Origin of the sequence: Coleofasciculus sp. H7-2 (assembly GCF_042747725.1) — a bacterium.
Classification (GTDB): domain Bacteria; phylum Cyanobacteriota; class Cyanobacteriia; order Cyanobacteriales; family FACHB-T130; genus FACHB-T130.
This window is the reverse complement of record NZ_JBHZGO010000116.1, coordinates 54,290-79,718: the sequence shown is the minus strand read 5'-3', so window position 1 is coordinate 79,718 and position 25,429 is coordinate 54,290. Positions and strand designations below refer to the sequence as shown.

General features: G+C 45.0%; 26 protein-coding genes and 1 riboswitch. Of the genes, 12 read left to right on the top strand and 14 right to left on the bottom strand.

Annotated features, from left to right (window positions below; all coding sequences use genetic code 11):
- Nucleotides 1–108: 108 nt before the first annotated feature.
- The 5 genes from ACFW2W_RS27880 to ACFW2W_RS27860 form a co-directional block, all read right to left on the bottom strand.
- Nucleotides 109–1,749: a tetratricopeptide repeat protein gene (locus ACFW2W_RS27880; RefSeq protein WP_378185448.1), complete on the bottom strand. Its 1,641-nt coding sequence runs from the start codon at nt 1,747–1,749 to the stop codon at nt 109–111.
- A 79-nt stretch (nt 1,750–1,828) separates the two neighbouring features.
- Nucleotides 1,829–2,614 (bottom strand): DUF4058 family protein, encoded by a 786-nt coding sequence (locus ACFW2W_RS27875; RefSeq protein ID WP_378185445.1) that lies wholly within the window; start codon nt 2,612–2,614, stop codon nt 1,829–1,831.
- Between the two features lie 60 nt (nt 2,615–2,674).
- Entirely contained in the window at nt 2,675–2,917 is a 243-nt protein-coding gene (locus tag ACFW2W_RS27870; RefSeq protein WP_378185443.1) for a type II toxin-antitoxin system HicB family antitoxin, read from the bottom strand.
- A gap of 41 nt (nt 2,918–2,958) precedes the next feature.
- Nucleotides 2,959–3,744, bottom strand: a complete 786-nt coding sequence (locus ACFW2W_RS27865; RefSeq protein ID WP_378185441.1) for a DUF4058 family protein — start codon at nt 3,742–3,744, stop codon at nt 2,959–2,961.
- A 120-nt stretch (nt 3,745–3,864) separates the two neighbouring features.
- Complete coding sequence (locus ACFW2W_RS27860; protein WP_378185439.1) at nt 3,865–5,373, bottom strand: UbiD family decarboxylase; 1,509 nt, start codon at nt 5,371–5,373, stop codon at nt 3,865–3,867.
- Nucleotides 5,374–5,488: 115 nt separating this feature from the next.
- Here ACFW2W_RS27860 and ACFW2W_RS27855 point away from each other — a divergent pair, with 115 nt between their 5' ends.
- Nucleotides 5,489–7,234: an NYN domain-containing protein gene (locus ACFW2W_RS27855; protein ID WP_378185437.1), complete on the top strand. Its 1,746-nt coding sequence runs from the start codon at nt 5,489–5,491 to the stop codon at nt 7,232–7,234.
- Between the two features lie 33 nt (nt 7,235–7,267).
- Here the strand turns inward: ACFW2W_RS27855 and pstB are convergent, their stop codons facing one another.
- The 6 genes from pstB to ACFW2W_RS27825 all read right to left on the bottom strand — a co-directional run bounded on the left by pstB (nt 7,268) and on the right by ACFW2W_RS27825 (nt 13,240).
- Nucleotides 7,268–8,074, bottom strand: coding sequence for a phosphate ABC transporter ATP-binding protein PstB (gene pstB, locus ACFW2W_RS27850; protein WP_378185435.1), 807 nt, complete (start codon nt 8,072–8,074; stop codon nt 7,268–7,270).
- On the bottom strand, nt 8,068–8,985 hold the full coding sequence (pstA, locus tag ACFW2W_RS27845) for a phosphate ABC transporter permease PstA (protein ID WP_378185433.1): 918 nt from the start codon (nt 8,983–8,985) through the stop codon (nt 8,068–8,070). The genes pstB and pstA overlap by 7 nt, the downstream gene beginning before the upstream one ends.
- A gap of 126 nt (nt 8,986–9,111) precedes the next feature.
- Complete coding sequence (gene pstC / locus ACFW2W_RS27840; protein ID WP_378185431.1) at nt 9,112–10,038, bottom strand: phosphate ABC transporter permease subunit PstC; 927 nt, start codon at nt 10,036–10,038, stop codon at nt 9,112–9,114.
- Nucleotides 10,039–10,374: 336 nt separating this feature from the next.
- Complete coding sequence (locus ACFW2W_RS27835; protein ID WP_378185429.1) at nt 10,375–11,391, bottom strand: PstS family phosphate ABC transporter substrate-binding protein; 1,017 nt, start codon at nt 11,389–11,391, stop codon at nt 10,375–10,377.
- A 50-nt stretch (nt 11,392–11,441) separates the two neighbouring features.
- Nucleotides 11,442–11,753: a hypothetical protein gene (locus ACFW2W_RS27830; RefSeq protein WP_378185427.1), complete on the bottom strand. Its 312-nt coding sequence runs from the start codon at nt 11,751–11,753 to the stop codon at nt 11,442–11,444.
- A 14-nt stretch (nt 11,754–11,767) separates the two neighbouring features.
- A complete protein-coding gene (locus ACFW2W_RS27825) occupies nt 11,768–13,240 on the bottom strand; it encodes a cyclic nucleotide-binding domain-containing protein (protein ID WP_378185425.1) in 1,473 nt (490 codons plus the stop codon).
- A 345-nt stretch (nt 13,241–13,585) separates the two neighbouring features.
- Between ACFW2W_RS27825 and ACFW2W_RS27820 the strand changes: the two genes are divergently transcribed.
- From ACFW2W_RS27820 to ACFW2W_RS27810, 3 genes are all read left to right on the top strand, one after another.
- Nucleotides 13,586–14,287 (top strand): SDR family oxidoreductase, encoded by a 702-nt coding sequence (locus ACFW2W_RS27820; protein ID WP_378185424.1) that lies wholly within the window; start codon nt 13,586–13,588, stop codon nt 14,285–14,287.
- 228 nt (nt 14,288–14,515) lie between these two features.
- Nucleotides 14,516–15,637 carry a 4-hydroxyphenylpyruvate dioxygenase gene (gene hppD / locus ACFW2W_RS27815; protein WP_378185422.1) on the top strand — a complete coding sequence of 374 codons (1,122 nt, stop codon included), beginning with the start codon at nt 14,516–14,518 and terminating at the stop codon, nt 15,635–15,637.
- A gap of 77 nt (nt 15,638–15,714) precedes the next feature.
- Nucleotides 15,715–16,443 carry an HAD family hydrolase gene (locus tag ACFW2W_RS27810; protein ID WP_378185419.1) on the top strand — a complete coding sequence of 243 codons (729 nt, stop codon included), beginning with the start codon at nt 15,715–15,717 and terminating at the stop codon, nt 16,441–16,443.
- 34 nt (nt 16,444–16,477) lie between these two features.
- Here the strand turns inward: ACFW2W_RS27810 and ACFW2W_RS27805 are convergent, their stop codons facing one another.
- Nucleotides 16,478–17,101, bottom strand: coding sequence for a CPP1-like family protein (locus ACFW2W_RS27805; protein WP_378185417.1), 624 nt, complete (start codon nt 17,099–17,101; stop codon nt 16,478–16,480).
- A gap of 770 nt (nt 17,102–17,871) precedes the next feature.
- On the opposite strand from ACFW2W_RS27805, the gene ACFW2W_RS27800 reads away from it, so the two are divergent.
- Both ACFW2W_RS27800 and modA read left to right on the top strand, forming a co-directional pair.
- Nucleotides 17,872–18,606 (top strand): response regulator transcription factor, encoded by a 735-nt coding sequence (locus ACFW2W_RS27800; RefSeq protein ID WP_378185415.1) that lies wholly within the window; start codon nt 17,872–17,874, stop codon nt 18,604–18,606.
- A 114-nt stretch (nt 18,607–18,720) separates the two neighbouring features.
- Nucleotides 18,721–19,524, top strand: coding sequence for a molybdate ABC transporter substrate-binding protein (gene modA / locus ACFW2W_RS27795; protein WP_378185413.1), 804 nt, complete (start codon nt 18,721–18,723; stop codon nt 19,522–19,524).
- A 195-nt stretch (nt 19,525–19,719) separates the two neighbouring features.
- Here the strand turns inward: modA and ACFW2W_RS27790 are convergent, their stop codons facing one another.
- Both ACFW2W_RS27790 and psbH read right to left on the bottom strand, forming a co-directional pair.
- Nucleotides 19,720–19,992: a TatA/E family twin arginine-targeting protein translocase gene (locus ACFW2W_RS27790; RefSeq protein WP_378185411.1), complete on the bottom strand. Its 273-nt coding sequence runs from the start codon at nt 19,990–19,992 to the stop codon at nt 19,720–19,722.
- A gap of 133 nt (nt 19,993–20,125) precedes the next feature.
- Complete coding sequence (gene psbH, locus ACFW2W_RS27785; RefSeq protein ID WP_190411417.1) at nt 20,126–20,329, bottom strand: photosystem II reaction center phosphoprotein PsbH; 204 nt, start codon at nt 20,327–20,329, stop codon at nt 20,126–20,128.
- Between the two features lie 83 nt (nt 20,330–20,412).
- Between psbH and psbN the strand changes: the two genes are divergently transcribed.
- The 6 genes from psbN to ACFW2W_RS27755 all read left to right on the top strand — a co-directional run bounded on the left by psbN (nt 20,413) and on the right by ACFW2W_RS27755 (nt 25,368).
- Entirely contained in the window at nt 20,413–20,544 is a 132-nt protein-coding gene (gene psbN / locus ACFW2W_RS27780) for a photosystem II reaction center protein PsbN (protein WP_378185409.1), read from the top strand.
- Between the two features lie 402 nt (nt 20,545–20,946).
- Nucleotides 20,947–21,080, top strand: a riboswitch (guanidine-I (ykkC/yxkD leader).
- 117 nt (nt 21,081–21,197) lie between these two features.
- Entirely contained in the window at nt 21,198–22,391 is a 1,194-nt protein-coding gene (speB, locus tag ACFW2W_RS27775; protein WP_378185406.1) for an agmatinase, read from the top strand.
- A 3-nt stretch (nt 22,392–22,394) separates the two neighbouring features.
- Nucleotides 22,395–22,781, top strand: coding sequence for a hydrogenase maturation nickel metallochaperone HypA (gene hypA, locus ACFW2W_RS27770; protein ID WP_378185404.1), 387 nt, complete (start codon nt 22,395–22,397; stop codon nt 22,779–22,781).
- Nucleotides 22,765–23,475, top strand: coding sequence for a hydrogenase nickel incorporation protein HypB (gene hypB / locus ACFW2W_RS27765; protein WP_378185402.1), 711 nt, complete (start codon nt 22,765–22,767; stop codon nt 23,473–23,475). The genes hypA and hypB overlap by 17 nt, the downstream gene beginning before the upstream one ends.
- 28 nt (nt 23,476–23,503) lie before the next feature.
- A complete protein-coding gene (locus ACFW2W_RS27760; RefSeq protein WP_378185400.1) occupies nt 23,504–24,523 on the top strand; it encodes an ABC transporter substrate-binding protein in 1,020 nt (339 codons plus the stop codon).
- A complete protein-coding gene (locus ACFW2W_RS27755) occupies nt 24,520–25,368 on the top strand; it encodes an ABC transporter permease (RefSeq protein WP_378185398.1) in 849 nt (282 codons plus the stop codon). Before ACFW2W_RS27760 ends, ACFW2W_RS27755 begins: the two co-directional genes overlap by 4 nt.
- The last annotated feature ends 61 nt before the right edge of the window (nt 25,369–25,429 follow it).

Below are 25,429 nucleotides of genomic sequence, written 5' to 3'. Positions count from 1 at the left end.
ATCAATTGAAGAGCTAGAGTATGTATTACATAAGCTTTTAAATGAAGGAGAGTTGATTATCAAATGGGAACGAAAGCTCAAAAACAAGGGCAATGCTCTTATCACAGTTTAAATGCATAACAGCTTAACACTTCTATTACTACTTCCCGCAGCGATAGTTTTCCCATCCGGACTGAAAGTAACTGCCTGAATCCATCTGTATAGTTCCTTTGTTTGAGGCTGATAAAGAGTTTTGATTTCTTGACCATCTTTCGTATTCCATAGTTTAATAGTCGAGTCATCACTGCCGCTGGCAATAGTCTTGCTATCGGGGCTAATAGCTACTGAATGAACTGCACCCTCATACCATGAAGATGCACTAATGTTGTAAATTAGTAATGCCTGACTGTAATCCTTAATTGCTTCGTTATACTTTCCCTGTTTGTCGTAAGCAATTCCTCGGCTGTAGTAGGCTTCGCGGTATTTAGAATCCAGCTTAATCGCTTCATTGAAATTTTCAACCGCCTTCTGATTCTCTGCCAACTTTAAGTAAGCAAGACCCCGTTTGTAGTAAGAATCAGCGTAATAGGTGCTGGCATCTTCCGCCTTGCTTTCAATCGCCTCATTAAAATCTTCAATCGCTTTTTCATATTCTCCCAATTCACCCCAGATAGAACCACGCCTTAAAAAGGCAGCAGGATAGTCAAGATTGAGATCCAATGCCACGTTCAAATCTTCAATCGCTTTCTGATAATCTTCTATTCCAAGATAGATAGTAGAACGACCTAAATAAGCATCGTAAAAGTCAGGATTGCGCTTAATAGCTTCGTTGAAGTCATCAAGAGCTGCCTGATAGTTACCAAGTTTAATGTAGACAGCGGCTCGTCCAAGTAGTGGTTCAACATAGCGATCTGGATCGGGTTGCCACTTGCCGTCCTCTGGCTCAAAAGGAAACTTGGGATTTACAGCCAATGCTTTAGTATAATCTGCTATCGCTTTTTGTTGATATTCATTCGATTTTTCCTGATACTTAATAACTTGTTGCCGATATTCACGTTTTTTTTGCTTGTTGCCTAACTCTAATTCCTGCTCTTCAATATCTTTCTGCTGATATTCAAGGGCTTTTTGCTCATCCCCTAATCTTGAATAGGCGCGTCCTCGGCTAACATAACCTTCCGCAAAGTTGCCTTTACTTAAAGCATTGCTGTAATCCTTAATAGCATTCTTAAAATCCCCTTTCTCTTTAACCTTATTTAATCCGTCTTTATATAATTTTAAAATAGAAGAAGTGGTATTTTCCTTGTCACCAATATTAATGTTAATCAAGTTTAACTCTTGAACTGTAAAAAAGGAATCAATCCTCATTAAAGAAAGACTAGGCGCAAACGTAGGTGCAAGGGTAGGTGTAAATGTAGGTGCAAGAGTAGGTGAAAAAGCGAGGTTAGCTGCAAAAGAAGCCCTAAAAACAGAATTATCAGACAAAAAACCAGTGCCAGAGGTAATAAAACTTCCTACTTTTTCCAAAAAACTGAGCGGATTTTTTTTCAAGGATACTGGCTCAAGTTTATTGATTGGGTGAGCCTCAGCAGCTAAAGCTTTGTTTATACTGACACCAGGGATGACAACCCATATCAGACTGATAATTAATGCAAGGAAAACCGAAAGTGCAAGTTTAGGGAGTGGCTGTAGTTTAGCCATAGAGAAAGTTTTTAGCTTTTCGAGGAAGTCGGCTTGTTGCGCTCGCAGCAGGGTAGTCCAGTCTATGCTCATACTAATTTGATTAACCTTACAACGAATCTAAACTTAGTATTCCCAGTGAAGCGACAAAAATCTCAAATTAGCGAATCAACTACCGTAATCCTTGCGATCGCAACAAAGCATCAGTCCAAGTTGCGTCCGATTCTGATAGCGATCGCACTGGTTCGCGGGTGTAATCTATCCGCATATCGTAACCCGCTACGTCATACACGCTATTCAATAACATCTGCAAATCGACCACTGGCTCAGTATCTCCTGACTTCAAAGGTAAGGGAAACTTAGGAATTGTATGTTGTAAATTAAAAGCATATAAATCAGCTAAAGGACGGCGATCGCCCCGACAAACCAAAATTCGATAGTCACTTTGAATACCATTACTAAAAAATGGTATGGGTTTCCAACTTCGCAATAAATCAATCTCAACTAAATGCGTCAAACTCCCTAATATTTTTTGACGTTTTGCCTCGTATGTTTTGCGACCTTCACCAGAGCGTTTGTTGACAGGGGAGAGAATTTCTATTGCCGTTACTACTTCTTTTGTCTCCACCTCTATGATTTCTAAATACCCCTGCTTGAGAGTTTCAGGCATAGGAATTGTTACTGTTACAGGTTGTGTTGGAGGCGCAGCGACAGTGAGATTAGTTGTCGTGGGGTTTGTTGCAGTTAGCGGACGTTGTACTGTGACATCAGGAATACCTACAAGCAGTGAATTTTCTCCACTGGTTTCATAAATTCGCACCTCAACTGCAACTATATATTTAGGACGCAGTTGAGGAGCCAAAAACTCTAGAATCTTACTAATTAGCAAGTGATGTATCCCAGACCAAAAATCAGGATGTTCTAAATAAGGGTTCATCCCCGGAAATGGAGAAGGCATACAATTACCTCACAAATTTTCCCATTCATTTAGTGAAATTCCTGCCTGGTTCACTACTTATCAGGCGACAGACTCAACTTTTAAAATAATGCCATTAAATTGTCGCAAGTTGTGACCCCTAGCAATACCGATAATTATCCATTCCTCCAGCACTTCTAAAAGTTCTGTACGACAAGCTTCCAGGGTTTTACCTGTTGCCCATACTCCAGTCGCACCTGAGATTTCTCCATAAAAGCCTTCATCATCCTCAAGCAGTTCATAGTGTGCCGATTCCATCGCCTTCTGGAGATATTGCTGAATCATTTTATACTTCTAGATATATCAACATGAGTGCATCGAAATTGTTACCCTAATCCTTGCGATCGCAACAAAGCATCAGCACAAGTTGCGTCCGATTCTGATAGCGACGGTACTGGTTCCTGGCTGTAATCTAGCACCATATCGTAACCTGATGTGTCATATATCCCATTTAATAATGCCTGCAAATCTATTACTGGTTCAGTATCTTCAGAACGCAAAGGTAGGGGAAATGAAGGGATCGCATCTGGCAAATTAAAAGCATATAAATCGGCATAAGGACGGTTGTTGCCCCGACAAACTAAAATCCGATATTGGCTTTCAATATTATTTCCCTGAAATTTCATAGGATTGCCCTGCCGCAGTAAATCAATTTCAACCAAATTGGTACGACTTAAAAGCACTTTTTCGCGTTTTTCCTCATACATCTCCCGCCCTTTTCCGGAACGCTTATTCGTAGGAGAAAGAATTTCAATAGTAGTAACCAATGCCTCTGTCCCTACTTCTCGTACCTCTAAATAGCCTTCCTTGATAGTCATTGGCATAGGAATTGTCACCCTCACAGGTTGTGCTGTTGTTGCAGCGACTGCCACATTCGTCATTGTCGAATCTGTTACAGTCTGCCGACTTATTACTGTCACATCAGGAATACCGACAAACAGCGAATTTTCCTCAATGGTTTCATACATTCGCACTTGTACAGCGACTCGATATTTAGGACGTAGTTGGGGAGACAAATATCTGGCAATTTCAATAATTAACCAGTGATGTAATCCAGACCATAGATTAGGATGTTCTAAATAGGGGTTCATACCAGGAAATGGAGAAGGCATTGATGTAACTCCTAAAATATTTTTTACTTTTATTTTAAGCGGTCATCTAGTTATCGTAGCCCTCTCCGTGTTATTTCTTAGCCCCCTCCCTGAAAAGTGGAGGAGGGGGTTGGGGGGGTGTTACCTCATATCGTAGCCAAACAATTTCGGGTCAACTTCTCCTAATTGCAAGTCGGCTAAGCCATACTCAGCCCAACGTCGTTCCACCATCGCCGCCACATCTGGATCGGATTCCAAAGGTTCGCCCCATTCATGCTCAGTTTCTGGAGGAATCTTCGTAGTCGCATCAATCCCCATTCTTCCCCCTAAACCAATCTTTTCGCTAGCAAAATCTAAGGTATCAAAAGGCGTATTTGGCAAAATGAAAACATCGCGCACCGGGTCAACTTTAGAACTAATTGCCCACACCACTTGACGCGGATCTCGGATGTTAATGTCTTTATCTACCACAATCACAAACTTGGTATAGGTGAATTGAGGTAAAGCACTCCAAAAAGCCAAAGCAGCCCGTCGCGCTTGACCGGGATATGCTTTATCAATGGAGATAATTGCCGCCTTATAACTCAGCGCTTCCATTGGTAGGAAGAAATCGACAATTTCTGAGACTTGTTGCCGCAGAATTGGGGTATAAATGCGGTTAAGCGCGATCGCCATCATCGCTTCTTCTTTCGGCGGACGACCGCTAAAAGTTGTCATATACATGGGATCTTTGCGGTGCGTCATGCACTGAAAGCGCACCAGCGGCGAATCCTCCACACCGCCGTAATAACCCATGTGATCGCCAAAAGGACCATCTGACAGGACTTCCCCAGGTGTAATCGTGCCTTCTAGGACAAATTCCGAGTCGGCTGGCACTTCTAAATCCACCGTCTTACACTTCGCCAACTGCACCCCAGAACCGCCGTAGAGTCCCGCAAACAGCCATTCTGATAAATCTACTGGAATCGGTGTTGCCGCAGCCATGATGATCAGAGGGTCAACACCGAGTGCGATCGCCACCTCCAACTTTTTCCCCCGTTCCGCCGCCTTGCGTAGATGTCTCGCACCGCCCCGCACCGACAGCCAGTGAACCGTCATCGTATTGTGCGATTGCAGTTGCAGCCGGTACACCCCCACATTCGGCGTACCCGTCTCGCAATCCTTGGTAATTACCAGCCCCAACGTGATTATCTTGCCAGCATCCCCAGAATAAGGGCGAATTAGCGGCAATCTATTCAAATCCAGGTCATCGCCTTGGATAACTACTTGCTGACACGCTGGGAAAAAATCACGCCCTGGTTTCGCCTTCAGCACGTCAAACAACAGCTTACCAAACTCCACCGCTTGCCCAATCTTCTTCGGTGGCTTCGGCTGTTGCAACATACTCAGCTTTTTACCCAGTTCCTCCAACTCCAACGGATGCTGCATATTCATCGCCCAGCAAATCCGCTCAACTGTACCCATCAGGTTCACCGCCACCGGATAAGCTGACCCTTTTACATTTTCAAATAGCAGCCCAGGGCCACCGCGTTGTAACATCCGGTTAGAAATCTCAGCAATTTCCAAATCTGGGTCAACCAGGGCGTCGATTCTCCGTAACTGCCCTCGTTCCTCCAGTAGCTTGATGAATCCCCGCAAGTCTCTTGCCATAGTAAAGATTAAGAAGTATGAAGCACTTTCTTTTATTATGAGGGGAATCCTAACACTAGGAGCGCCCCCTAGAGACTTCAGGGGTAAGCCGCCTGAATATAACCCAAAAAAAACTATGCCAGATAACGTTCGCGTGACCTCGGTAAATGATTCTGTTGTTATTAATGAAATTAGCTTCTGTCTCTATCAAGCCATTATTTTCATTCAGCAACAGCAGCCAAAATTATTAACTGAAAAGTACCGGAATGTTCCCTGGAGTGATGCTCCTTATCAATCATCTTTCCTGCTGAAATTGCAAGTCGAACTCAACAAAGCACCCGATAGAGATGCACTCATTAAAACCGTACAAAAATTACTGCAATTGATCTTAACTCCTCAATGTTTGGAATTGCCGATATCTAGTAAGTTAATAGAAAAACTTCGTATTTTAATCGATTCAGCCTCTGAAATAGATCCCAGAAATGGCTCAGGCTTTTCACATCCACCGGAAGTGCCACGAGTGCTGATTCCGGAGCAACATATCACGATTTTGCTTTTGGACGCCGAAAACTTACAACTCGATTCCGCAACAGAAAAGTTTTTAACAACAGTCTGCACCTACCCTATCCAGGTGAAAATTGCCTTTGCAAATTGGCGGCGCATGGGTAAGTTAGATGCGGAATTGCATGAACGCGGCTATGATTTAATTCACGTTCCCGCAGGTAGGGATAACGCTGATGGAAAAATGATAGCAGTTGGCTTGTCAATCCGCGAACATTACCCAAAAGTTAAGGAAGTTTTAGTTTGCTCATCAGATACAGTGATGACTAATCTTTGTAACCATCTTCAGAAATATGGTTTAACAGTATATCGGGTTTTTCGGCAGGGTTGCAATATAACGGTATCTAACTATCAAACTGGTGAAATTGAAACTTATACGTCTAAATATTTACCCGTAATTCCACCGTTAGTGGAATGTATTAGTTATTTAAAAATGCTGATTTTAGAAGAACAAGAGCGGGCTAAAATTCAGTGGATAAAGTTATCTGCATTATCTCAGCTATTTTACGAAAAGTACGAAATTAATATCAATCAAGTTGTTGATAGTTATAGTCCTGAAAAGAATGATAAAGACATTTTTATAGATAGACCCTCAGATTTTGTAGTGCATCAACTACCGGAAACATCTGAGGTATATATTACGCTGTTTAAAATCGGTCAACTGACTAAAACAACCAAACAAGATTCTGACTTACAAACTGATAATAGTCAACTCGGACAACCGACTTTTGTGCAACTCCAAAAAGTACCAGAAAACCCTAAATACGCTCGACAATCAGAGGAGAAACCTCAGTCTTTATCTAGTATCAATTCTCTAGCAGAACTAGAAAATGCAGTTTTAAATATTATTAAGGCAATGCAAGTCCAGTCTCTAGATGCTCAAATATTAATAGGGGCGTTGGGTGGAGAATTCAGTAAAGTATATGGTCAATCCCCGACTGCACTGGTGAAAAAATTAAAAGCGGGTACTAATTTTACCCAATTTTTACAGTCATGCTCTACATTGAAAGTGGAGAAAAATGGGCAGGGTTATCAGGTAGCGATCGCTTCCGCTTCTTTATCTAAAATTAACTCCCGCTTTGAGCTGGAACAAGTGTTATTAAAGATTTTGACTATTTTAACTGCCGAATCCTCCAAAAGTTATATCCCCCTAGAAACTTTAGGAGTAGAATTTCATAAGCAATACAATCAACCAATCACTGAAATTCTCAAACACTTAAAATTGGAAGGTAGCTTTACTCAATTTTTAAATTCTTGTAGTTTCTTCAAGGTAGAAAAAATAAATAAAGGGTATCAAGTAGCGATCGCGCAGAACTCCTAAATCAAAGCGCGATCGCTAATCTTACCCTTTAACCTATCCAAAACGTCCTTTCACATAGTCTTCTGTCTTCTTTTGAGAAGGTTGAGAAAAGATTTTCTGAGTTTCGTCAAACTCCACAATCTCACCCAAGTACATAAAAGCTGTATAGTTAGAAACACGAGCTGCCTGCTGCATATTATGAGTCACAATCAGAATCGTCACCTGCTTCTTGAGCTGACTAATCAATTCTTCTATACTGCCGGTAGCGATGGGGTCTAAAGCAGAAGTCGGCTCATCGAAGAGAATAATCTCAGGTTCAGTCGCCAAGGCACGAGCAATACACAAGCGCTGCTGTTGACCCCCAGAAAGATTGAAAGCCAAGTCATTCAACCGATCCTTCACTTCCTCCCACAGCGCAGCACTTCTTAAAGCTTGCTCCACCTTGTGATCAATCGCGCTACGCTTTGATTGACCGCGCACTCGCAGACCATACGCCACATTTTCATAAATCGATTTCGGAAAAGGATTGGGTCGCTGAAACACCATCGTAATCCGCATCCGGACTTCTATCGGGTCAACTTTACGACTGAGAATATTGATGCCATCGGTATCTAGCAGAATCTCCCCTTCGTAGCGATTGCCAGGGTAGAGGTCGTGCATCCGATTAAAACATCGCAACAACGTGGTTTTGCCACACCCCGAAGGTCCAATCAGCGCTGTCACCTGTTTTTCACCCACTTTCAAGTTAATATCCTTGAGTGCTTGGAGCGAACCGTAGTAGAAATTTAAGTGATTGACCTTAGCTTTGATGGCTCTGGCTGGGGTGGAGTGAGATGAATTGGACTGTGTTTTTTTTACCATTTGATATGTTTGCGTAAACGATAACGCAGATAAATTGCGATCGCATTCATCGTTAGCGTCATGGCGATTAGTACGATACCTGCCGCCGCCGCATTCACCTGAAATTCTTCCTGCGGACGAGACACCCAATCAAACATTTGGATCGGCATGACCGTAAAGGGAGCCTGCAACCATTTAAAAGAGATGAAGGGAAATTCTCCCTGAATCGGGGAATCTGGTAAGAAGGCAATGAAAGTAAGCGCGCCAATCGTAATTAAAGGCGCAGTTTCGCCAATGGCGCGTGCTAAACCAACAATAATGCCAGTCAAAATTGTGCCAGTTGAGTAAGGCAAAACATGATCCCAGATGGTTTGCCACTTACTTGCCCCAACTGCATAGGCGGCTTCGCGGATATTATTGGGAATGGCGCGGAGAGCCTCTCTCGTGGTGACAATCACGATGGGCAAAACCAACAGTGCCAGCGTTAACCCGGCGGTGAGAACGCTCTCGCCCAGTTTCAATGCGTACACGAAGAAGCCCAAGGCTAAAAGCCCGTAGATGATTGAGGGAATACCTGCCAAGTTGGTGACATTGATCTCGATTAAATCGGCAAGCCAGTTTTTCCGAGAATACTCTTCCAGGTAAATGCCAGCTGCCACGCCCACTGGAATCGCTGCTACGGCAGTTACTAACATTACCAAGCTGGTTCCTACCCAAGCTGATAGGATGCCTGCTTCTTCAGCCTTGCGACCAGGAAAGGAAGTCAAAAATTGCCAATCCAGGCGCGGTAAACCGTCAATCATCAGGTCAATTACCAACGCCAGCAAGGTGACAATTCCAACTAGCATTGACAACACGCCGATGATTGTAAAAATAACGTCCCAGCGCTTGTTGCGGGCGATAATACTGCGGATTTGTTGTAAATTAGTCATTAGTCATTGGTCATTCGTTATTAGTCATTAGTCAGAGGTTTTTGTCTTTTGCTAGGGTTAATAAGAAGATAGGCGATTGACAATTAGTAATTAGGTATTAACTAATGCCGAATAACTCAAAACATTTCAGTAAAATTCTCGATAGTGCTTCCTCAAGAAATGTCCGGCAATGTTGAGAACTAAGGTAATCAGCACTAAGGTAAGTCCAGCTGCAAAGATGGTTTGGTACTCTAAGCTACCGTGAGGCAAATCGCCGAGACTCACCGATACGATGTAGGCGGTGATCGTGGCGGCGGGTTCCATTGGGTTCCAGGTAAGATTCGGTTGTCCGCCAGCAGCGATCGCTACCACCATCGTTTCTCCCACTGCACGAGAAATTCCCAGAATGTAAGCTGCCGAAATTCCGGAAATAGCAGCCGGTAATACCACTCGCAAAGCTGTCTGCAAGCGAGTCGCCCCCATTGCATAAGAACCCTCGCGCAGATGCACGGGCACCGAACGCATGGCATCCTCGCTCAGAGAGCTAACGTAGGGGATAATCATAATGCCGATGACTAGCCCAGCGCTCAACATATTAAAACCGGGCAGTTCCGGGAAAAGCTTCTGCAACAACGGAGTGACGAACAAGAGTGCAAAATAGCCGTAAACGACTGTAGGAACGCCTGCCAGCAATTCTAAGGCTGGCTTAACGACCTCACGCACTAGGGGACGCGCAAATTCGCTCAGATAAATCGCAGCGATAGTCCCCAGAGGTATCGCTACCAGCAAGGCAACTGCTGTGGTAACTAAGGTTCCTGAAACCAGCGGCAAGATCCCGAAGTGCTTGTCATCAAACAAGGGTGTCCACTGAGTGTCTGTGAGAAATTCCACCAGGGAAACTTCCTTGAAGAAAGCCAAGGACTCTGTTACCAAGACGGCAAGAATCGCAATTGTTATCGCTACTGAGGAAAGCGCCGCCAGAAATAATCCAAACTCAATTGCCCGTTCGCGCAAATCGCGTACTAGCTTTGGGGATAGTTGAGCTTGTTTGGATTGCAGTGATTTTTCAGTCATTCTCATCCGTGCCCAACACAAGCAGTAAATATTTTATAAATGTCAATAAACTGACATCTTGCACCATTCAAGGGTCAGCCTCAAAACCCGCCAATAAATTTATTTCTTGGCTAATAGCGCTCCTCCATTAAAATGGACTTAAATTTTTATCTAGTCGGCATATGAGTCCTATGCAAGAGGACTTTTGCTATTAGCCATAGATTAAAATCTCTGGCAGGTTATTGCAAGTGGAAGATGTCAATAAACAAAGAGAGGTACAACACCTCCCTTTGTATAATTTTGAATTTTGAATTTCATTAAAACTGATGATTCATCACTCAAAACTCAAAACTCTTTTCACTGTCTGGCTTCGCGTCGCAGCAATTCTTCAATTCGCAGCCCGACAGGTGCATCACCGGCAAACACGGTGCCTATCTTTTTATTCTTGAAGTGATTCATGCCGATCGTATATGCCTGATTTGGTAAGGCGACGTACTTTACTTCCCTAGCAAACCGACCCGCATTGCTCATGTAAAATTCTACAAACTGCTTCACCTCTGGCTTATTTGCAGATTTAGCGCTGACATAGATAAATAGAGGGCGAGACAGACGACTATAAGTGCCATTCTGAACCGTTTGAGCAGAGGGCAATACAGGACCTCTGCCGCTATCAATCGGTACTGCTTTCAATTTGCCTTTGTTTTCTGCGTAATAGGCATAGCCGAAGTAGCCTAGAGCATTTTTATCCCGGCTAACGCCCTGCACCAGTACGTTGTCATCCTCACTAGCAGTGAAATCACCCCGGCTGGACTTGGCTTTGCCGACAACAGCTTCGGTAAAGTAGTCGAAGGTTCCGGAATTGGCACCAGGCCCAAACAGCTTCAGAGGTGCATTCGGAAATCCCTGACGCACTTGACTCCAATTTTTGATTTTTCCCTGTGCGGCAGGCTCCCACATTTTTTTCAGTTCCGCAACTTTTAGGCTTTTCACCCAGGTGTTTTGGGGATTGACCACGACGGTTAAGGCATCATAAGCCACTGGCAGTTCTATGTACTGAATACCAGCCGCTTTGCAAGCCTGCATTTCTTTGACGACGATCGGTCGTGAGGCATCAGCAACGTCTATTTCACCCCGGCAGAACTTTTGGAAACCGCCCCCAGTGCCAGAAACTCCCACCGTAACTCTGACCGCCCCTCTTTTGGTCTTTTGGAACTCTTCCGCTACTGCCTCAGTAATCGGGAAGACGGTGCTGGAACCATCAATCTTAATTGTGCTAGGACTTTGCGACTGAACTGTAGCCACTGATAAACCGACTGTAGCGGTTGCCAGTGCGCTTGCTCCCAACAATGCCCAAGGGTTCAGCTTTAACTTCATTCCCTTCACCACCATCTTATTTGCTCCATGATGCTCAATTGCATCAGAATCTAACCAAAGACAGAATACCTGATCAGGGTTAAGGTTTTATAGTCAAAGATTATTTTTAGTTTAAAAAACAATGAAAAAAAAGTTATTAATGGATTAAGGTTTGTTAATTCAGCCGTTATAGCTACCTGAAAATTGCTGTAGGCAAAGCAAAATACAAGTTTTACTTTCTCTACAGAGCTTACAAAACAGGAGAGAAAATTTGCCCGCATCAAGCGAATTGAGCTTATACCAATTCGTTTTTTTGATGCCACATTTACGATCCCCCCAACCCACTTTAACAAGGGGACAACAGGCGTATCGGTTGCAAGCATAAAGTGAAATGGTATTAGATGCCAAAAAGGCTTTGAATCCGTTGGCGGATTCGGATTAAAGGAGTCTGTTCGGAGACTTCTTCTGTCAGTACCCCCAAATCTCGTAACGCCTGTTGTCGTTCTGATAATTTTTGGGCAATCTGATCCGCTAACTCCTGATGCGTGACTAAAAGCTTCTGTAAATCGTTGCGGTCTACTACAAACAAAATCGAATCTTCCAAAGTGCGAACTGTTGCCGAACGAGGAGTTCCCAGTAACAAAGAAATTTCTCCGAAAAACTCGCCTTTGTGAAGCGTGGCAATATATTTCTCTGCTTTTTGAGAAAAGACTTCTACTGAGCCAGTCAGAATAATATAAAATGAATCGCCAGGGTCATTTTCTTGACAGACAATCTGTCCGTTCGGAAAAAGTTGTCGATATCCGTACTCAATCAATTGCCGCAGTTCTAAATCCGTACACGCCTCAAAGAAAGTGACTCTCCGCAACAAATCGCGCAGCGTCCAGTTATCGGGGGATTTGGCAAGAACTTTGGTGTTGGGTGTGATGGTGCTATTGTGCGAACTGACTTTGCCATTAGGAACATCTGTGGCACTGGTTTTATGAAACCGATGCGTTATTTCTTCTAAGTTGCGAATGTGTATATCTTGCTGGGGAAAAGGAATTTCGATTCCTCGGTCGCGGAATTCATGCTCAATCGAAAAGTTTAAAGAACTTTTAATGGGATCGCTACCCTGCGGTCGATCGATCCAAACTAATAGTTCAAAATCTAAAGAACTTTCCCCAAAACCTTTAAACCAAACTTTAGGAGCAGGAGAAGATAAAACGCCTGGTTCCATTCGAGCAGCAGCTAAGAGTGCCTCTGTGACTAAAATAGGCTCGCTCCCATAAGAAACTCCAATCGGGATATGGATGCGACACTTCGGGTCTTTATAAGTCCAGTTAATAATATGATTTTCAACAAATCGAACATTGGGAACGATGACAAAAACGCCATCCAGTGTACGAACAATCGTAGAACGAATAGAAATATTTTCTACGGTTCCTAAAAGACCATCAACTTCAATAAAGTCTCCGGCTCTAATTGGTTGTTCAAAAAGTAGCGTCAATCCACTGATAAAGTTGCTGGATAAATTCTGTAACCCGAATCCCAACCCAATCCCAATCACTCCAGCGAATACCGTTAGAGAACTCAGGTTGATGCCTGCCGTTTGCAGGACAATCATAAATCCGAAACCTGCTAAAAGGTAGCCGATGACCGCTGCGATCGCTTCTTGCGTTCCTCGATCCAATTTCACTCGCACTAGAATTTTTCGCTTAATCCACTCGCTGATAGCGCGAGAAGCGATAAAGACAGCGATCGCTAACATGATCAGTTGGACAATCGAACCGAGGGAAAGACGGGTGTTGCCGATTTCAAAAAGCGGAGTTGTAAATAGCTGGGATAAGCCAGCAAATATTTCCTGTGCCGCTTTGACTATCCAATCCATGATTTACTCAACCTGAAGCAGGAACTATCACGCACTTTGTCCATCACAGCCTCGATTTTTACGAAATGTCAAGGTTTGAAACTGGGAAATCTGCTCATTGTCTCGGTTTCTGCTTTGAGAGGCTCTACCAGGAAATGCCTACTGTGTGGGCTACTGCCGCGCTTAGGCGCTGCTAGGCTTTCCCCACCCTCTTCCTAGACTTTGGCGGTGATTGCGCGAAGCCAGAGCCTCCTGAGAGCGTTCTTAGGCGAGGTTTCCTCACCCTGGAGACGAGAAATAACTGGTTTGAGCAGAATGAATCGCGGTCAGTATGATGGGAGAAGATGTAAAGAAATATAAAGGAATATGCAAGATAAAGTCGTTGTCGTCGTCGGTGCCACTGGCGGGATTGGTTCCGCCTTAACTCGCAAACTAGCACCGATGGGGGCGCGGTTGGTACTGGCGGCAAGAGATAGCAGCCGGTTGACGAACTTGGCATCTGGACTCCCCCAAGTCTTAACCGTACCTACAGATATTACTAAACCGCAGCAGGTGGAGACGCTAATGGAAAAAGCGATCGCCCACTTTGGTCAAATTGATGTTTTAGTCAATGCGGCGGGCGCTGGCGTCATGAAGCAGTACAACCAGTTAGAACCCGCAGATTTAGACGCCATGCTCGATGTGAACTTAAAAGGCAGCTTCTACACCTGTCAGGCAGCAGCGGAGGCAATGAAGGAGCATAAAAGCGGTCATATCTGCAATGTGGTGGGGATTCTGGGCAAGCACTCAATGGCGATGGCAGCGGCTTACTGTGCCTCGAAGTTTGGCGTTGTGGGTTTCAGCAAATGTATGGCAGATGAGCTGAAGCGCTTCGGCATCAAGTTCACCCTGTTCTACTTTGGCGGCGTTGATTCTCCTTTTTGGGATAATGTCAGCCTAAAAGTCGATCGAAAAAAGATGCTCAGCCCTGAAACTGCTGCTGATGCGATTCTGTTCGCGCTCAGCGCCGATCCGCAAGCGGTGCCGATGGAAATTAATATTCAACCAGAAAGCCACCTGTTTTTCTAAATAGTCATCGTCAACTGAGTACACCACGTATAAAATCTGCTGTCTTTTACTGACTCTCTCGCCACTCTCCCCATCTCCCACTCAGTCCTCAACAGGGGCTGGGTTTCCCAACGCCTACAGCACTCAGCACTTTATCAAAGGAGGGATTCTTTCTCAAGAATGACCTGCAAATGCCAGGAAGAGGGCAAAATTTACACTCAGGTAGAGCTGCTCAGACTGGAATAAACCATGAAAATTGACCACGTTCACTTCTATGTTGAAGATGCCAAAGCGTCGCGCGACTGGTTTGTGCTACTGCTGGGGTTTCAAGCAGTAGCCGCTGGGGTAAGCAACCACACTCGCACGGAAGTGGTCAAAAGCGGCTCAGTCTATTTTTTCCTGTCTTCACCCCTGACATCCGCTAGTTCCGTTGCCCAGTTTCTACACCAACATCCTCCCGGCGTTGCTGACATCGCTTTTAGCGTTCCAGACGTGGAAGGGGTGATGACGAAGGCTGTCAATGGGGGCGCTAAGGTGTTGCAACCCATCCAGGAACAACAGGGTAAGGTGTTGCTGAAGTGGGGCAAGATTGCCGCCTGGGGTTCTTTGAGTCATACCTTGATAGAAAGGCAGCCTAGGCTTGTTGAGCGGCAAAATAGAGACTTTATTTCCAATTTTCCTCAGCTTGACTGGGATGGCGGGAAAGTCTTATTGGACGATGATTCCGAGCGGTTAGATGGCAGTAGCAACAACGGTGTCACGTTTGGCGGTATCGATCATGTAGTGCTGAATGTTGCTGCTGGGGATTTGGATCGGGCAGTTGCCTGGTATGAAAAGACGCTGGCATTTATACCCCAGCAGTCGTTTGCGATTCAAACCGAACGATCGGGGCTGGACAGTAAGGTGATGCTTCATCCGGATGGTTGGGTCAAGTTACCGATTAATCAACCCGCATCGGCTAATTCCCAAATTCAGGAATTTTTGGATGTGAATCGGGGGCCAGGAGTTCAGCATATTGCTTTACAAACGCCCAATATTGTGAGTGCGATCGCACTACTCCGTCAACGCGGTCTACCCTTCTTGCAAGTCCCCCGCACCTACTACACCCAACTGCTTCAGCGGCAAGGACTTCAGCTATCGGAGGCTGAAATTCAGAAAATCGCGGCTCAACAAATTTTGGTGGATTGGGAGGAAAACTCCCCAGAAGCGTTGCTACTACAAATCTTCACTCAACCGATTTTTGAACAACCCACTTTCTTCTTTGAGTTAATTGAGCGCCGCTTACAGGCACGGGGTTTTGGGGAAGGCAACTTTCGCGCTCTTTTTGAAGCGATTGAGCGAGAGCAGATGAAGCGGGGTAGCCTGTATTGAGGAAATTATCGGCAGGCTGGTAAAAATAGGGTAATCTGTGATTAATCTTAATAATACAGACTGCCCTACTTCTAAAAATGTTAAGAATTATTAGTGACTTCGACGGCCCAATTATGGACGTTTCGGAGCGATATTACCAAGTTTACCAGTTTTGTTTGGAACAGACGCGACGGCAAGATCAGTCAGTGCGTCAGATGTCTAAGGATGAGTTTTGGGTTTTGAAGCGATCGCGCGTCCCAGAACGACAAATCGGGATGCTTTCCGGTCTAGATGAAGATCAAGCCCAAGCATTTGCTGCACTGCGGCGTCAAACCGTGCATACGATGCCTTATCTAGTTTATGACGCCCTGGCACCCGGAGCCGTTGACGCCCTGGAAAAAGTACAGCAAGCAGGTGTCGATTTGGTTGTACTGACCATGCGTCGTCAACGGGAGTTAGATTACGCTTTCGGTCGCTACGACTTAGAGCGATTTTTCCCGAAAAATCGCTGCTACCACCTGGCTAACGACTACGTGAAGACTCGTGACATCGACGACAAACCGCTGCTGATGGAACGAGCGATCGCCGAACTGCCTTCCGCCTCTGATGTATGGATGATCGGGGATACCGAGGCTGATATGATGGCAGGAAAAAACCACGGCGTCAAGGTCATCGGGGTTTTGTGCGGGATACGCGATCGCGCTCAACTTGAGCAATACCAGCCAGACTCGATCGTAAACAATCTCGGTGAAGCCGTGGATTTCGTATTGAGTCAGCTGCTGCCTGAAGAATTAAACATAAAAAATGAAAAATTAAAAATTCTCTGATTAACTCTTAATTTTTCATGATTAATTCTTAGCTTTAGCGCAGAAAGCTACTAACCAGCCAGAGGATAATAAACGTCACCAGCGTGACGAATTTATCCGGTGTCAATCCGATATTAGAAATTGGCGTCATCAGCACATTATTGAGCAGCGTTCCCAATCCAATCCCAACGAACAACCCAAACAGCGTCAGCAGCAAAGCGCGACCAAATTTCCGCTCTTTACGATTGACCAAAAATAAAGTTAATCCAGCCCCTAACGCCATATTCAACGGCAGCATAGAATCATTGGTAGCTGGATAGACCGTGATGCCGCTCAATGCCAAGAACAAACCGCTAGGCCACGCCACCTCCTGTAAGCTGGGGGTATCAATCAGATTTTGCAACCAAGCTGGGGAGCGGTTGACCGGCGTCGGCGCAAAAGTGGGAGGAGGCGCGATCGCCCGCTCTGGGAACCGAATCCGTTCCGGAACCTTAATTTTTCCCTCTTGGCGCATCCTCAGACGTTCCATTAAAATCGCATCGTAGGCAGTCTCCATCGCTTCCAGAAGCTCCTTCTCGCCATGATGCTCTTGCACGAGGCGCGATCGCGCCTCCTGAATTTCCTCAAAAGTTGCGTCTTCTGACAGTCCAAGCTTTTCGTAGGGATTTTGCTCGCTCATCCAAAACCTCCCAGATATCTATTATTTTCAGCAGTCTTCATCGACTCAATCGTTTCTGGCAATCTAGCTCCATATCTACACTGCCAGTTCCTCAGGCTAGAAGAAAGTATCGTTAGCCAGCCGTTCTAACCTACGTGACCTAAAACTCCCTAATTTCCGTTGCTAAAAGAGTATCGCCGACCGCATGAGAGCGCGATTGGAATACTTCCATACTGATTGGAGAACGTGCTACGGCTCTTGAAGAATGGAATGGTCATAAATTACTACATTTGACAAAGTATCTATACATTTTCCGTGAAGTTTTGTCATACTGGTTCTTTGTTCTAAGCCGTTCAAGTCCCTGAAATCGCTGCCCAATCGCAGTTAACCCTGAGCCTTGAGTGCCTACATTCATCCTATCCTCCAAGTTAGTTTAGCTTGATCCTTGAACACAAGCGCTTCTCCCGAAAGACACCTTTATTCGTTTACCAGCTAACCGTCAGATGATTTATCCGGATTCGCTCGGCAAATTTAATTTTTTTAGACAAAAAAGACTTAAAACAAACCGCCAGACTGCCGCTCGTGGAAAATTGACGATTACGAGATATTTTCACTAACTGGGGAGAGCGACGATAATTGTCTAAAATGCTCATTACGCCATTAAGCTTGGGAACATTAATAAGGTGAGGAAGCGATTTTTCGCCGAACACAAGCGCTTGTTTCCCCGACTCGACCTGTTTGCTTAAAATATCTCTGTCCGTTAATCATAATCCAGTTCTTAGTGGAAAGTTATGGTCATGGCTTCCGCAACTCACAAGATTCTTGTCGTGGATGACGATCCTGCCATCCGGAATCTCATCTATCGCTTCTTAAGTCAGCAAAACTATCAAATGGAGTCTGCTGAAGACGGCAAGACCGCCCGCGCCGTGTTTGATCAATTCAACCCAAACCTGGTGATTCTGGACGTGAATTTGCCTGACGCGAATGGCTATCAACTCTGCAAAGAATTGCAAAGCCGTACCGACGTATTAGTGCTGCTGCTAACGAGTCGCGCCGACGAAAATGATAAAATCCACGGCTTCTCCCAAGGTGCGGATGACTACATTACCAAGCCTTTTAGCTTAGGGGAGTTGGGCGTCCGCGTGGGGGCACTTTTAAAGCGCCATCGACCCCTCAAAGTCGCCGAACAGCAACGCCTCATCTTTGACAAGCTGGTGATCGATCCAGTGCGTCGAGAGGTAAATCTAGGCGACCAACCAGTACCCCTAACCGCTTTAGAATTTAATTTGTTGCATTTCCTAGCGAGTCATCCCGGTCGCGTTTGGCGTCGAGCCGAGCTAATCAAAGAAGTTTGGGCTTCTGAGTACATAGGAGATCCACGTGTAGTTGACGTTCATATCGGGCAGATTCGCAAGAAGATAGAAATCGACTCTACTCAGCCTGAATTAATTCAAACGGTTCGGGGCGTCGGTTACAAGTTTGAAGTTCCTGGTAAACCCGAACTCAATGGCAAAGCGGAGCGCTGAAGCGATATGCTTCAAGAACATCAAAGCCACAAATCATAGTTTTTGCTAGGGAGAAAACGCTTGAGTTATTCTTTGATGCCACGCAAGTGCCCGGAGAATGCCAATAGGTTCGCTGTGCTACCCTCTCTAATCCTGCTGAGTCTGGTTGTGAGTCTTCTGCTGGGGGCTTGCACTGCCCCAGCTCTCTCCCCAAAGAAGTCTGAATCTACATCTACCAGGCTGACTGTTGCTGCTGCTGCTTCGTTGACCGAAGCTTTTACAGAGATTGCCACAGCCTTTCAAGCTCAGCTTCCTACCTTTACAGTTAACTTCAATTTTGCCGCTTCTGGTTTCTTGCAAAAGCAAATCGAACAGGGTGCCCCAATTGATGTATTTGCGAGTGCAGCAGCTCGACCGATGGATGCTTTAGAAACGCAGAATTTGTTGCTTCCCCAAACTCGCAAAACGTTTGCCCGTAATCAATTAGTCGTGGTGGCAACTACCGCTCAAACCCCTTGGCTGAAGAAACTATCTGACTTAAGGGATGGTCGTCTGAAACGCTTAGCAATTGGTAATCCAGCTACAGTGCCAGCGGGAGAGTACGCAAAAATAGTTCTGGAAAAAGAAAATCTTTATACCAAACTGGAAAAAGAAAAAAAGTTGGTTTTTGGTGACAATGTGCGTCAAGTTTTGACTTATGTGGAGCAGGGGAATGTTGACGCCGCCCTTGTCTACGCGACGGATGCGGCTATATCTAAAAAAGTGAAGGTGATAAGCAGAATTTCCCCTGAATCAACTCAACCTATCCGCTATTGGATAGCGGTTGTCAAGCAAAGTCAAAATTCCCAGCAGGCAAAAGAATTCATCAACTTCGTTACCAGTAACAGAGGGCAGCAGATATTGCAGAAGTATGGCTTTCTACCAGTCGCTGCCAATTAACGTCTACCCCCTTTCCATCCCTATAGCAATTCTCTATTGGATGCAGTAAGGTTTAACCCCACCCCTGCCCCTCCCCGTGAACGGAGAGGGGTTCAATATTCCCCACTCTGGGTGAAAATCGAGGGGTTGGGGGTGAGGTTCCTATATATTGCACTCAAGTGAGAACCGCTATAGTCGGAACGAGAATTGCCAGTTTTAGCTGTGTTGCGATGAGCTAGTTGCGTGATTCTCTGACTTCCCGTTTGCCACTTTCTCTGAGTCAGACTGGGGAAGTGTCTTGACAGCTTGTTCTATCTGCTCTGCTTCATGCTTGAACTCGGTTTCAAATTCTCTAGATGCTTCCTGGAAGCCGCGAATTGCCTTGCCCATACTGCGACCAATTTCTGGCAACTTTTTGGGACCGAAAATCAAAAGAGCCACAACCATAATTAGCGCCATTTCCGGCAGACCGATGCCAAAGATATTCATAGGATTTTTCGTGCAAACGTTAACTTTAGTATAGAACTGACAAAAAAACCCGGTCTAGCCGGGAAAGCATAAGTGTTTTTTAATCGTGGCGTTTTAAGTAAAGCTCAAGGGCTTCGCGCCAGATTGCAGTCGATTAACGGCCTAGGCTTTTCCAATCGACATCAACACCCTCAACGAGGAGTGAGGAGTTGTAAAGTTGCAGAATAATCAGTAAAAAGACCAAAAATAGCACCATAAAGACGCCCATCAATGGCGTAGTGCCCCAACCCGGAGATACTTTCCCATATTCAGAGTTCAGGGGTTTGAGGACATCTCCTAACCAAGTCCGTTGTGCCATAGCTTTCCTAGGATCACTCTCGACAGAAGTTTTTAACGTTTTGTAATATTGTATAGGAACTGCTCTCATAAATTATCTCACCTATGGAACCCGCAACAGTTCTTAGCATTTGTATCGCTGCCTTTCTCGTCGCCATCACTGGCTTCACCATCTACACTGCTTTCGGACCTCCTTCCAAGGAATTGAACGATCCGTTTGAAGATCACGAAGACTAAAGCTTTCCGGGCGAGAGTCGCTCTCGCGGGGTAGGCGCGGCTACGGCTACACAAGACATCTCCGGCTTGGTATCTTCCTATCAATGTGGAGCCTATCTGGGGGAAAGGCTGGAGTCAAATGCAGGGGCAAGTTTGTCCTAAAATCTGGGCGCTGATATGCGCCAAACCTGGAGTAGTTTTCATCCAGGTTTGGCTGTAGCATCCAGTGCGATTTGAGCCTTCTCGGTGGCGAAATCCCGGCTGTAGGATGCGATCGCTATCTAGACTCTGGTTTACCTCTAGGGGAAAATCCGCAAAATTGTAGCTTTGACTACATTCATCCTCAAAATTTATTGATATCTATACATTTAAGCTTTCAAAGTTCATCCCAACAAACTATTGCTAGCTATCGGGTAAAAACAAATTAATAGCTTCTAGGGTTCCGGTTTAAGTCTCAAGATTTAAACGACTGGTCCGAGAGAAGCGAACCAGTCATGGAGTGTTTTTATAAATTGAAACACGGACTGGTTACACGGCGGGAGAAAAGCCCGGGAGGTACATAGCAGAGGCTTATCTGTTATGGCTTACCCGGGCTATAGTTTTTGCAAGTCTTTTTTTGGACTTGGGATAAAAAATAGAGCTTTTAGATTGACGAACATCCCATTTTTTCAAACATGACTGAAATTAATTCTCAAAACTCGAATTCGGATTTGCAACCGCCGTCTACTGAAGCGAGTCGCGCCCTTGAAAAAGAAACCCATCTGCCAATGACAGGCTGGCAACAGGAGGTGGCAAAAGGGTTAGAGTTTGGATTAGAGGCAGCAGAAAGTATACGCGATCGCTCTATTTCCACTTTCTCTCGCGGCGAACTTCCCCACTACGCAGGCATTAACACCTTCCTGAAAGCACCTTATATAGAAGATGTGCGAAAAGTGGGTGAATACGATGTTGCAATTGTAGGCGTACCGCACGATTCTGGCACCACCTACCGACCTGGAACCCGTTTTGGTCCCCAAGGAATTCGGCGGATTTCTGCTTTGTATACCCCCTATAACTTTGAACTAGGCGTTGATTTGCGAGAGCAAATTACCCTGTGTGATGTTGGAGATATTTTCACAATTCCGGGAAATAACGAAAAGTCATTTGACCAAATTTCTAAAGGAATTGCTCACATCTTTAGTTCCGGTGCTTTTCCAATAATTTTGGGAGGCGATCATTCAATTGGTTATCCAACAGTGCGGGGAGTTTGCCGCCATTTAGGCGATAAAAAACTGGGGATTATTCACTTCGATCGCCACGTCGATACCCAGGAAACAGACCTCGATGAGCGCATGCACACCTGCCCTTGGTTCCATGCCACAAACATCAAAAATGCCAATCCAAAAAACCTTGTGCAATTAGGGATAGGTGGCTGGCAAGTGCCGCGTCAGGGTGTAAAAGTCTGTCGAGAACGAGCCACAAATATTCTGACAGTTACAGACATCACAGAAATGGGTTTGGATGCAGCGGTAAACTTCGCTCTAGAAAGGGCTTTAGACGGAACAGACTGCGTTTATATCAGCTTTGATATTGACTGCATTGATGCCGGTTTTGTCCCTGGAACTGGTTGGCCTGAACCGGGCGGATTATTGCCCCGCGAGGCTCTTTATATGCTGGGCAAAATTGTTCAGAAAGCACCCGTTTGCGGACTTGAGGTGGTGGAAGTGTCGCCCCCTTATGACATCAGTGACATGACATCTTTGATGGCGACGCGAGTGATTTGCGACACGATGGCGCATCTGGTGCTGTCAGGACAGTTACCGCGAAAAGAAAAAGCCGCATACATTCACCCCTACGCCCAACCAGAATTAGTTGCAGAGTGGAGTTGAGCCTTGCACGAAACTGACATGACAAAGGCGCTCATTTTAACAGTAAAAGATTGGTGGGAATCTCAGAGCGATCGCCCCCATATTTCCCAGATTCACTTAATTGTTGGTAAGTTCACTTGTGTGGAACCTGTCAGTCTACAATTTGCTTTTGAGGTACAGACTTACAACACCTTTTTGGAAGGGGTAGAACTGGTTATTCAGGAAACACCGCTGATTGCCTTTTGTCATCGCTGCAAACAAGAATATGCACCACAAGTTGGGTTGCAATACGGCTGCCCTGAGTGTCACTCACCGATGGAGGATATTCGCTCAGGTAGAGAACTGAAAATTGACCGGATTGAGTATAGTTTTGACGAGGTAAATAAAAACGCTTATGCATCAAACATTTGACGCTGCATTAGGAATTAACTTGCTCCATGCTAATCAGAAAGGAGCCGATCGTAACCGAGCGCATTTCGATGAGTGGGGGATTACTTGTTTCAATATTATGAGTAGCCCTGGGGCGGGTAAAACGGCACTGTTAGAGCGATCGCTTGCTGTTTTGACAGATGAGTTGAAAATCGCCGTAATTGAGGGGGATATGACGACGGAGTTGGATGCCGACCGTTTGCGTCAATATGGAGTCCCTGTCATTGCAATTAATACGGGGCGTTCCTGCCACTTGGATTCCAAGATGGTAGCTGGAGGAATTCATCAACTAGAACACCAGTATAATCCTTCTGATTTTGATTTAGTGCTGGTTGAAAATGTCGGTAATTTAGTTTGTCCTGCTGAGTTTGAAGTGGGAGAACACGTTAAAGTTGCTTTGTTGAGCGTGACTGAAGGAGAAGATAAGCCGCTCAAGTATCCGGTAATGTTTCAAGAAGCAGATTGTTTGTTAATTACCAAGATTGATTTGGCTCCTTATCTCGATATTGATATTAATCGTATTGCCGCCAACGTTCGTCAGATGAACCCTCATGTCACAATTATTGCGGTTTCTGCCAAGACGGGTGAGGGATTAGAAAACTGGTTTGATTGGGTAAAATCGCAAGTTTTAAATCAACACCCATCTGCTACGGCAACCGAAATGCTACCCGCCTAATGAGCCTGCTAGTAAAAAGTGAGACTCAATGAAGACCCGCCAGTTACTTTCTCTATTCTCGGTCTTTTTGCTCAGCCTCGTCATTACCGTTAGTTGTGCTAACCCTCAGCAAACCACTACATCCTCAAAAACTGAAACAATTCAAATGGGTTTCAGTGTCTGGCCTGGGTGGTTGCCCTGGCAGGTGGCTCAAGAAGAAAAACTGTTTGAGGCGAACAAAGTTAATGTGAATTTGAAGTGGTTCGATGGCTATTTAGATTCCATTAACGCCCTCAATGCTGGTCAGCTAAGTGCTAATACCCAAACCTTGAATGACACGATTAGCTCAGTGGCTGCTGGTTCCGATCAAGTGATTATATTAGTCAATGACAATTCAACCGGGAACGACAAAATTATTGTTCGGGAAGGTATCAATAGTATTGCCGACCTCAAAGGGAAAAAAATTGCTGCTGAAGAAGGAACCGTCGATCATTTCTTGCTACTTTTAGGACTGAAAAAAGCGGGTTTAACCCAAGCTGATATTACTTTTCAACCCTTAGAAACAGGCGCAGCCGCAGCTGCTTTTGTTGCGGGTCAAGTGGATGCAGTTGGAGTTTTTGCACCGTTCACGAGCAAGGCGCTAGAACGGGCTGGAAGTAAAGAATTATTCAGTTCTAAAGACTTTCCAGGAGCAATTCCCGATCATTTAACTGTTAGTCGAAAACTGATTAACGAACGTCCTCAAGACGTGCAAGCTTTGGTCAATACTTGGTTCGACACGTTGGCGTTTATCCGCAGCAATCCTGACAAAGCTTACGCCACGATGGCAAAACGCGCTGGTGTCGCGGTTGACGAATACAAGAAATACGAAGCCGGGACTAAAATCTTTAGCATTGAAAACAACTTGAAAGCATTTAGTCCCGGTAATGACATGGCATCTTTGGGTTACGCCGCTCAAGAAATTAGCAAATTTCTAATCAAGGCTAAGTTAACTAAACAAACTCCGAATCTCAGCCAAATATTTGACGATCAGTTTATCAAAGCCTACGCGGCAAAGCAAAAATCATGAACCGCTACGCTGAAGATTTGCCGGAAACTAATTCCGCTCGTCCTCGCAAAATGTTATCGCCTAGCGTCTTCTGGCGCATTGGTGAGGAGATTCCTAAAAATTTGGCATGGACTTTAATGGTTCTGTCAATTTGCATCCCGGTTGCTCTTTGGTGGATAGTATCCAACTCTGGGATAGTCGCGCCTTTATTTTTGCCGACTCCAGCTCAAGTTTGGGGCGCTTTTCAGAGGCTTTTAGCAACTGGCGATTTGCAAAAAGATATTGCCTATAGCTTGTTTCGCGTTCTGAGTGGCTTTTTTCTGGCGGCGCTGATTTCAATTCCTTTAGGGACATTGATGGGAACTTTTCCCAGCATTCGAGCGTTGATGGAACCGATAATTGGCATTGTGCGTTATATGCCAGCACCGGCTTTTATTCCCTTACTAATTTTGTATTTTGGTCTGGGAGAAGAACCCAAGATTCTGCTAATTTTTATCGGAACGCTATTTTTTAATACGCTCATGGTGATGGATGCGGTGAAGTTTGTACCGAAAGAGTTATTGGAAACTTCCTACACCTTGGGCGGTCAGCGAAAGCAAGTTTTATTGCAAGTAATTTTTCCCTTTATTCTGCCGAGTATCATTGATGCGGGTCGCGTCAATATGGCAGCTTCTTGGAACTTAGTCATCGTTTCCGAGTTAGTGGCAGCGACAGAAGGCTTGGGTCGCCGCATTAGCGTTGCCCAAAGATTTCTCAAAACCGATGAAATTTTTGCGGGGCTGATTGTGATTGGCTTGATTGGTCTGACTATCGATCTTTTGTTTCGATTGTTACTGCGCGTGTCTTGTAAGTGGGCTAATGATTAAGAAAATAGATGGTCAATAGTCATTGGTTTTGAATGATTAGTTCGGTGTTACTGACCAATGA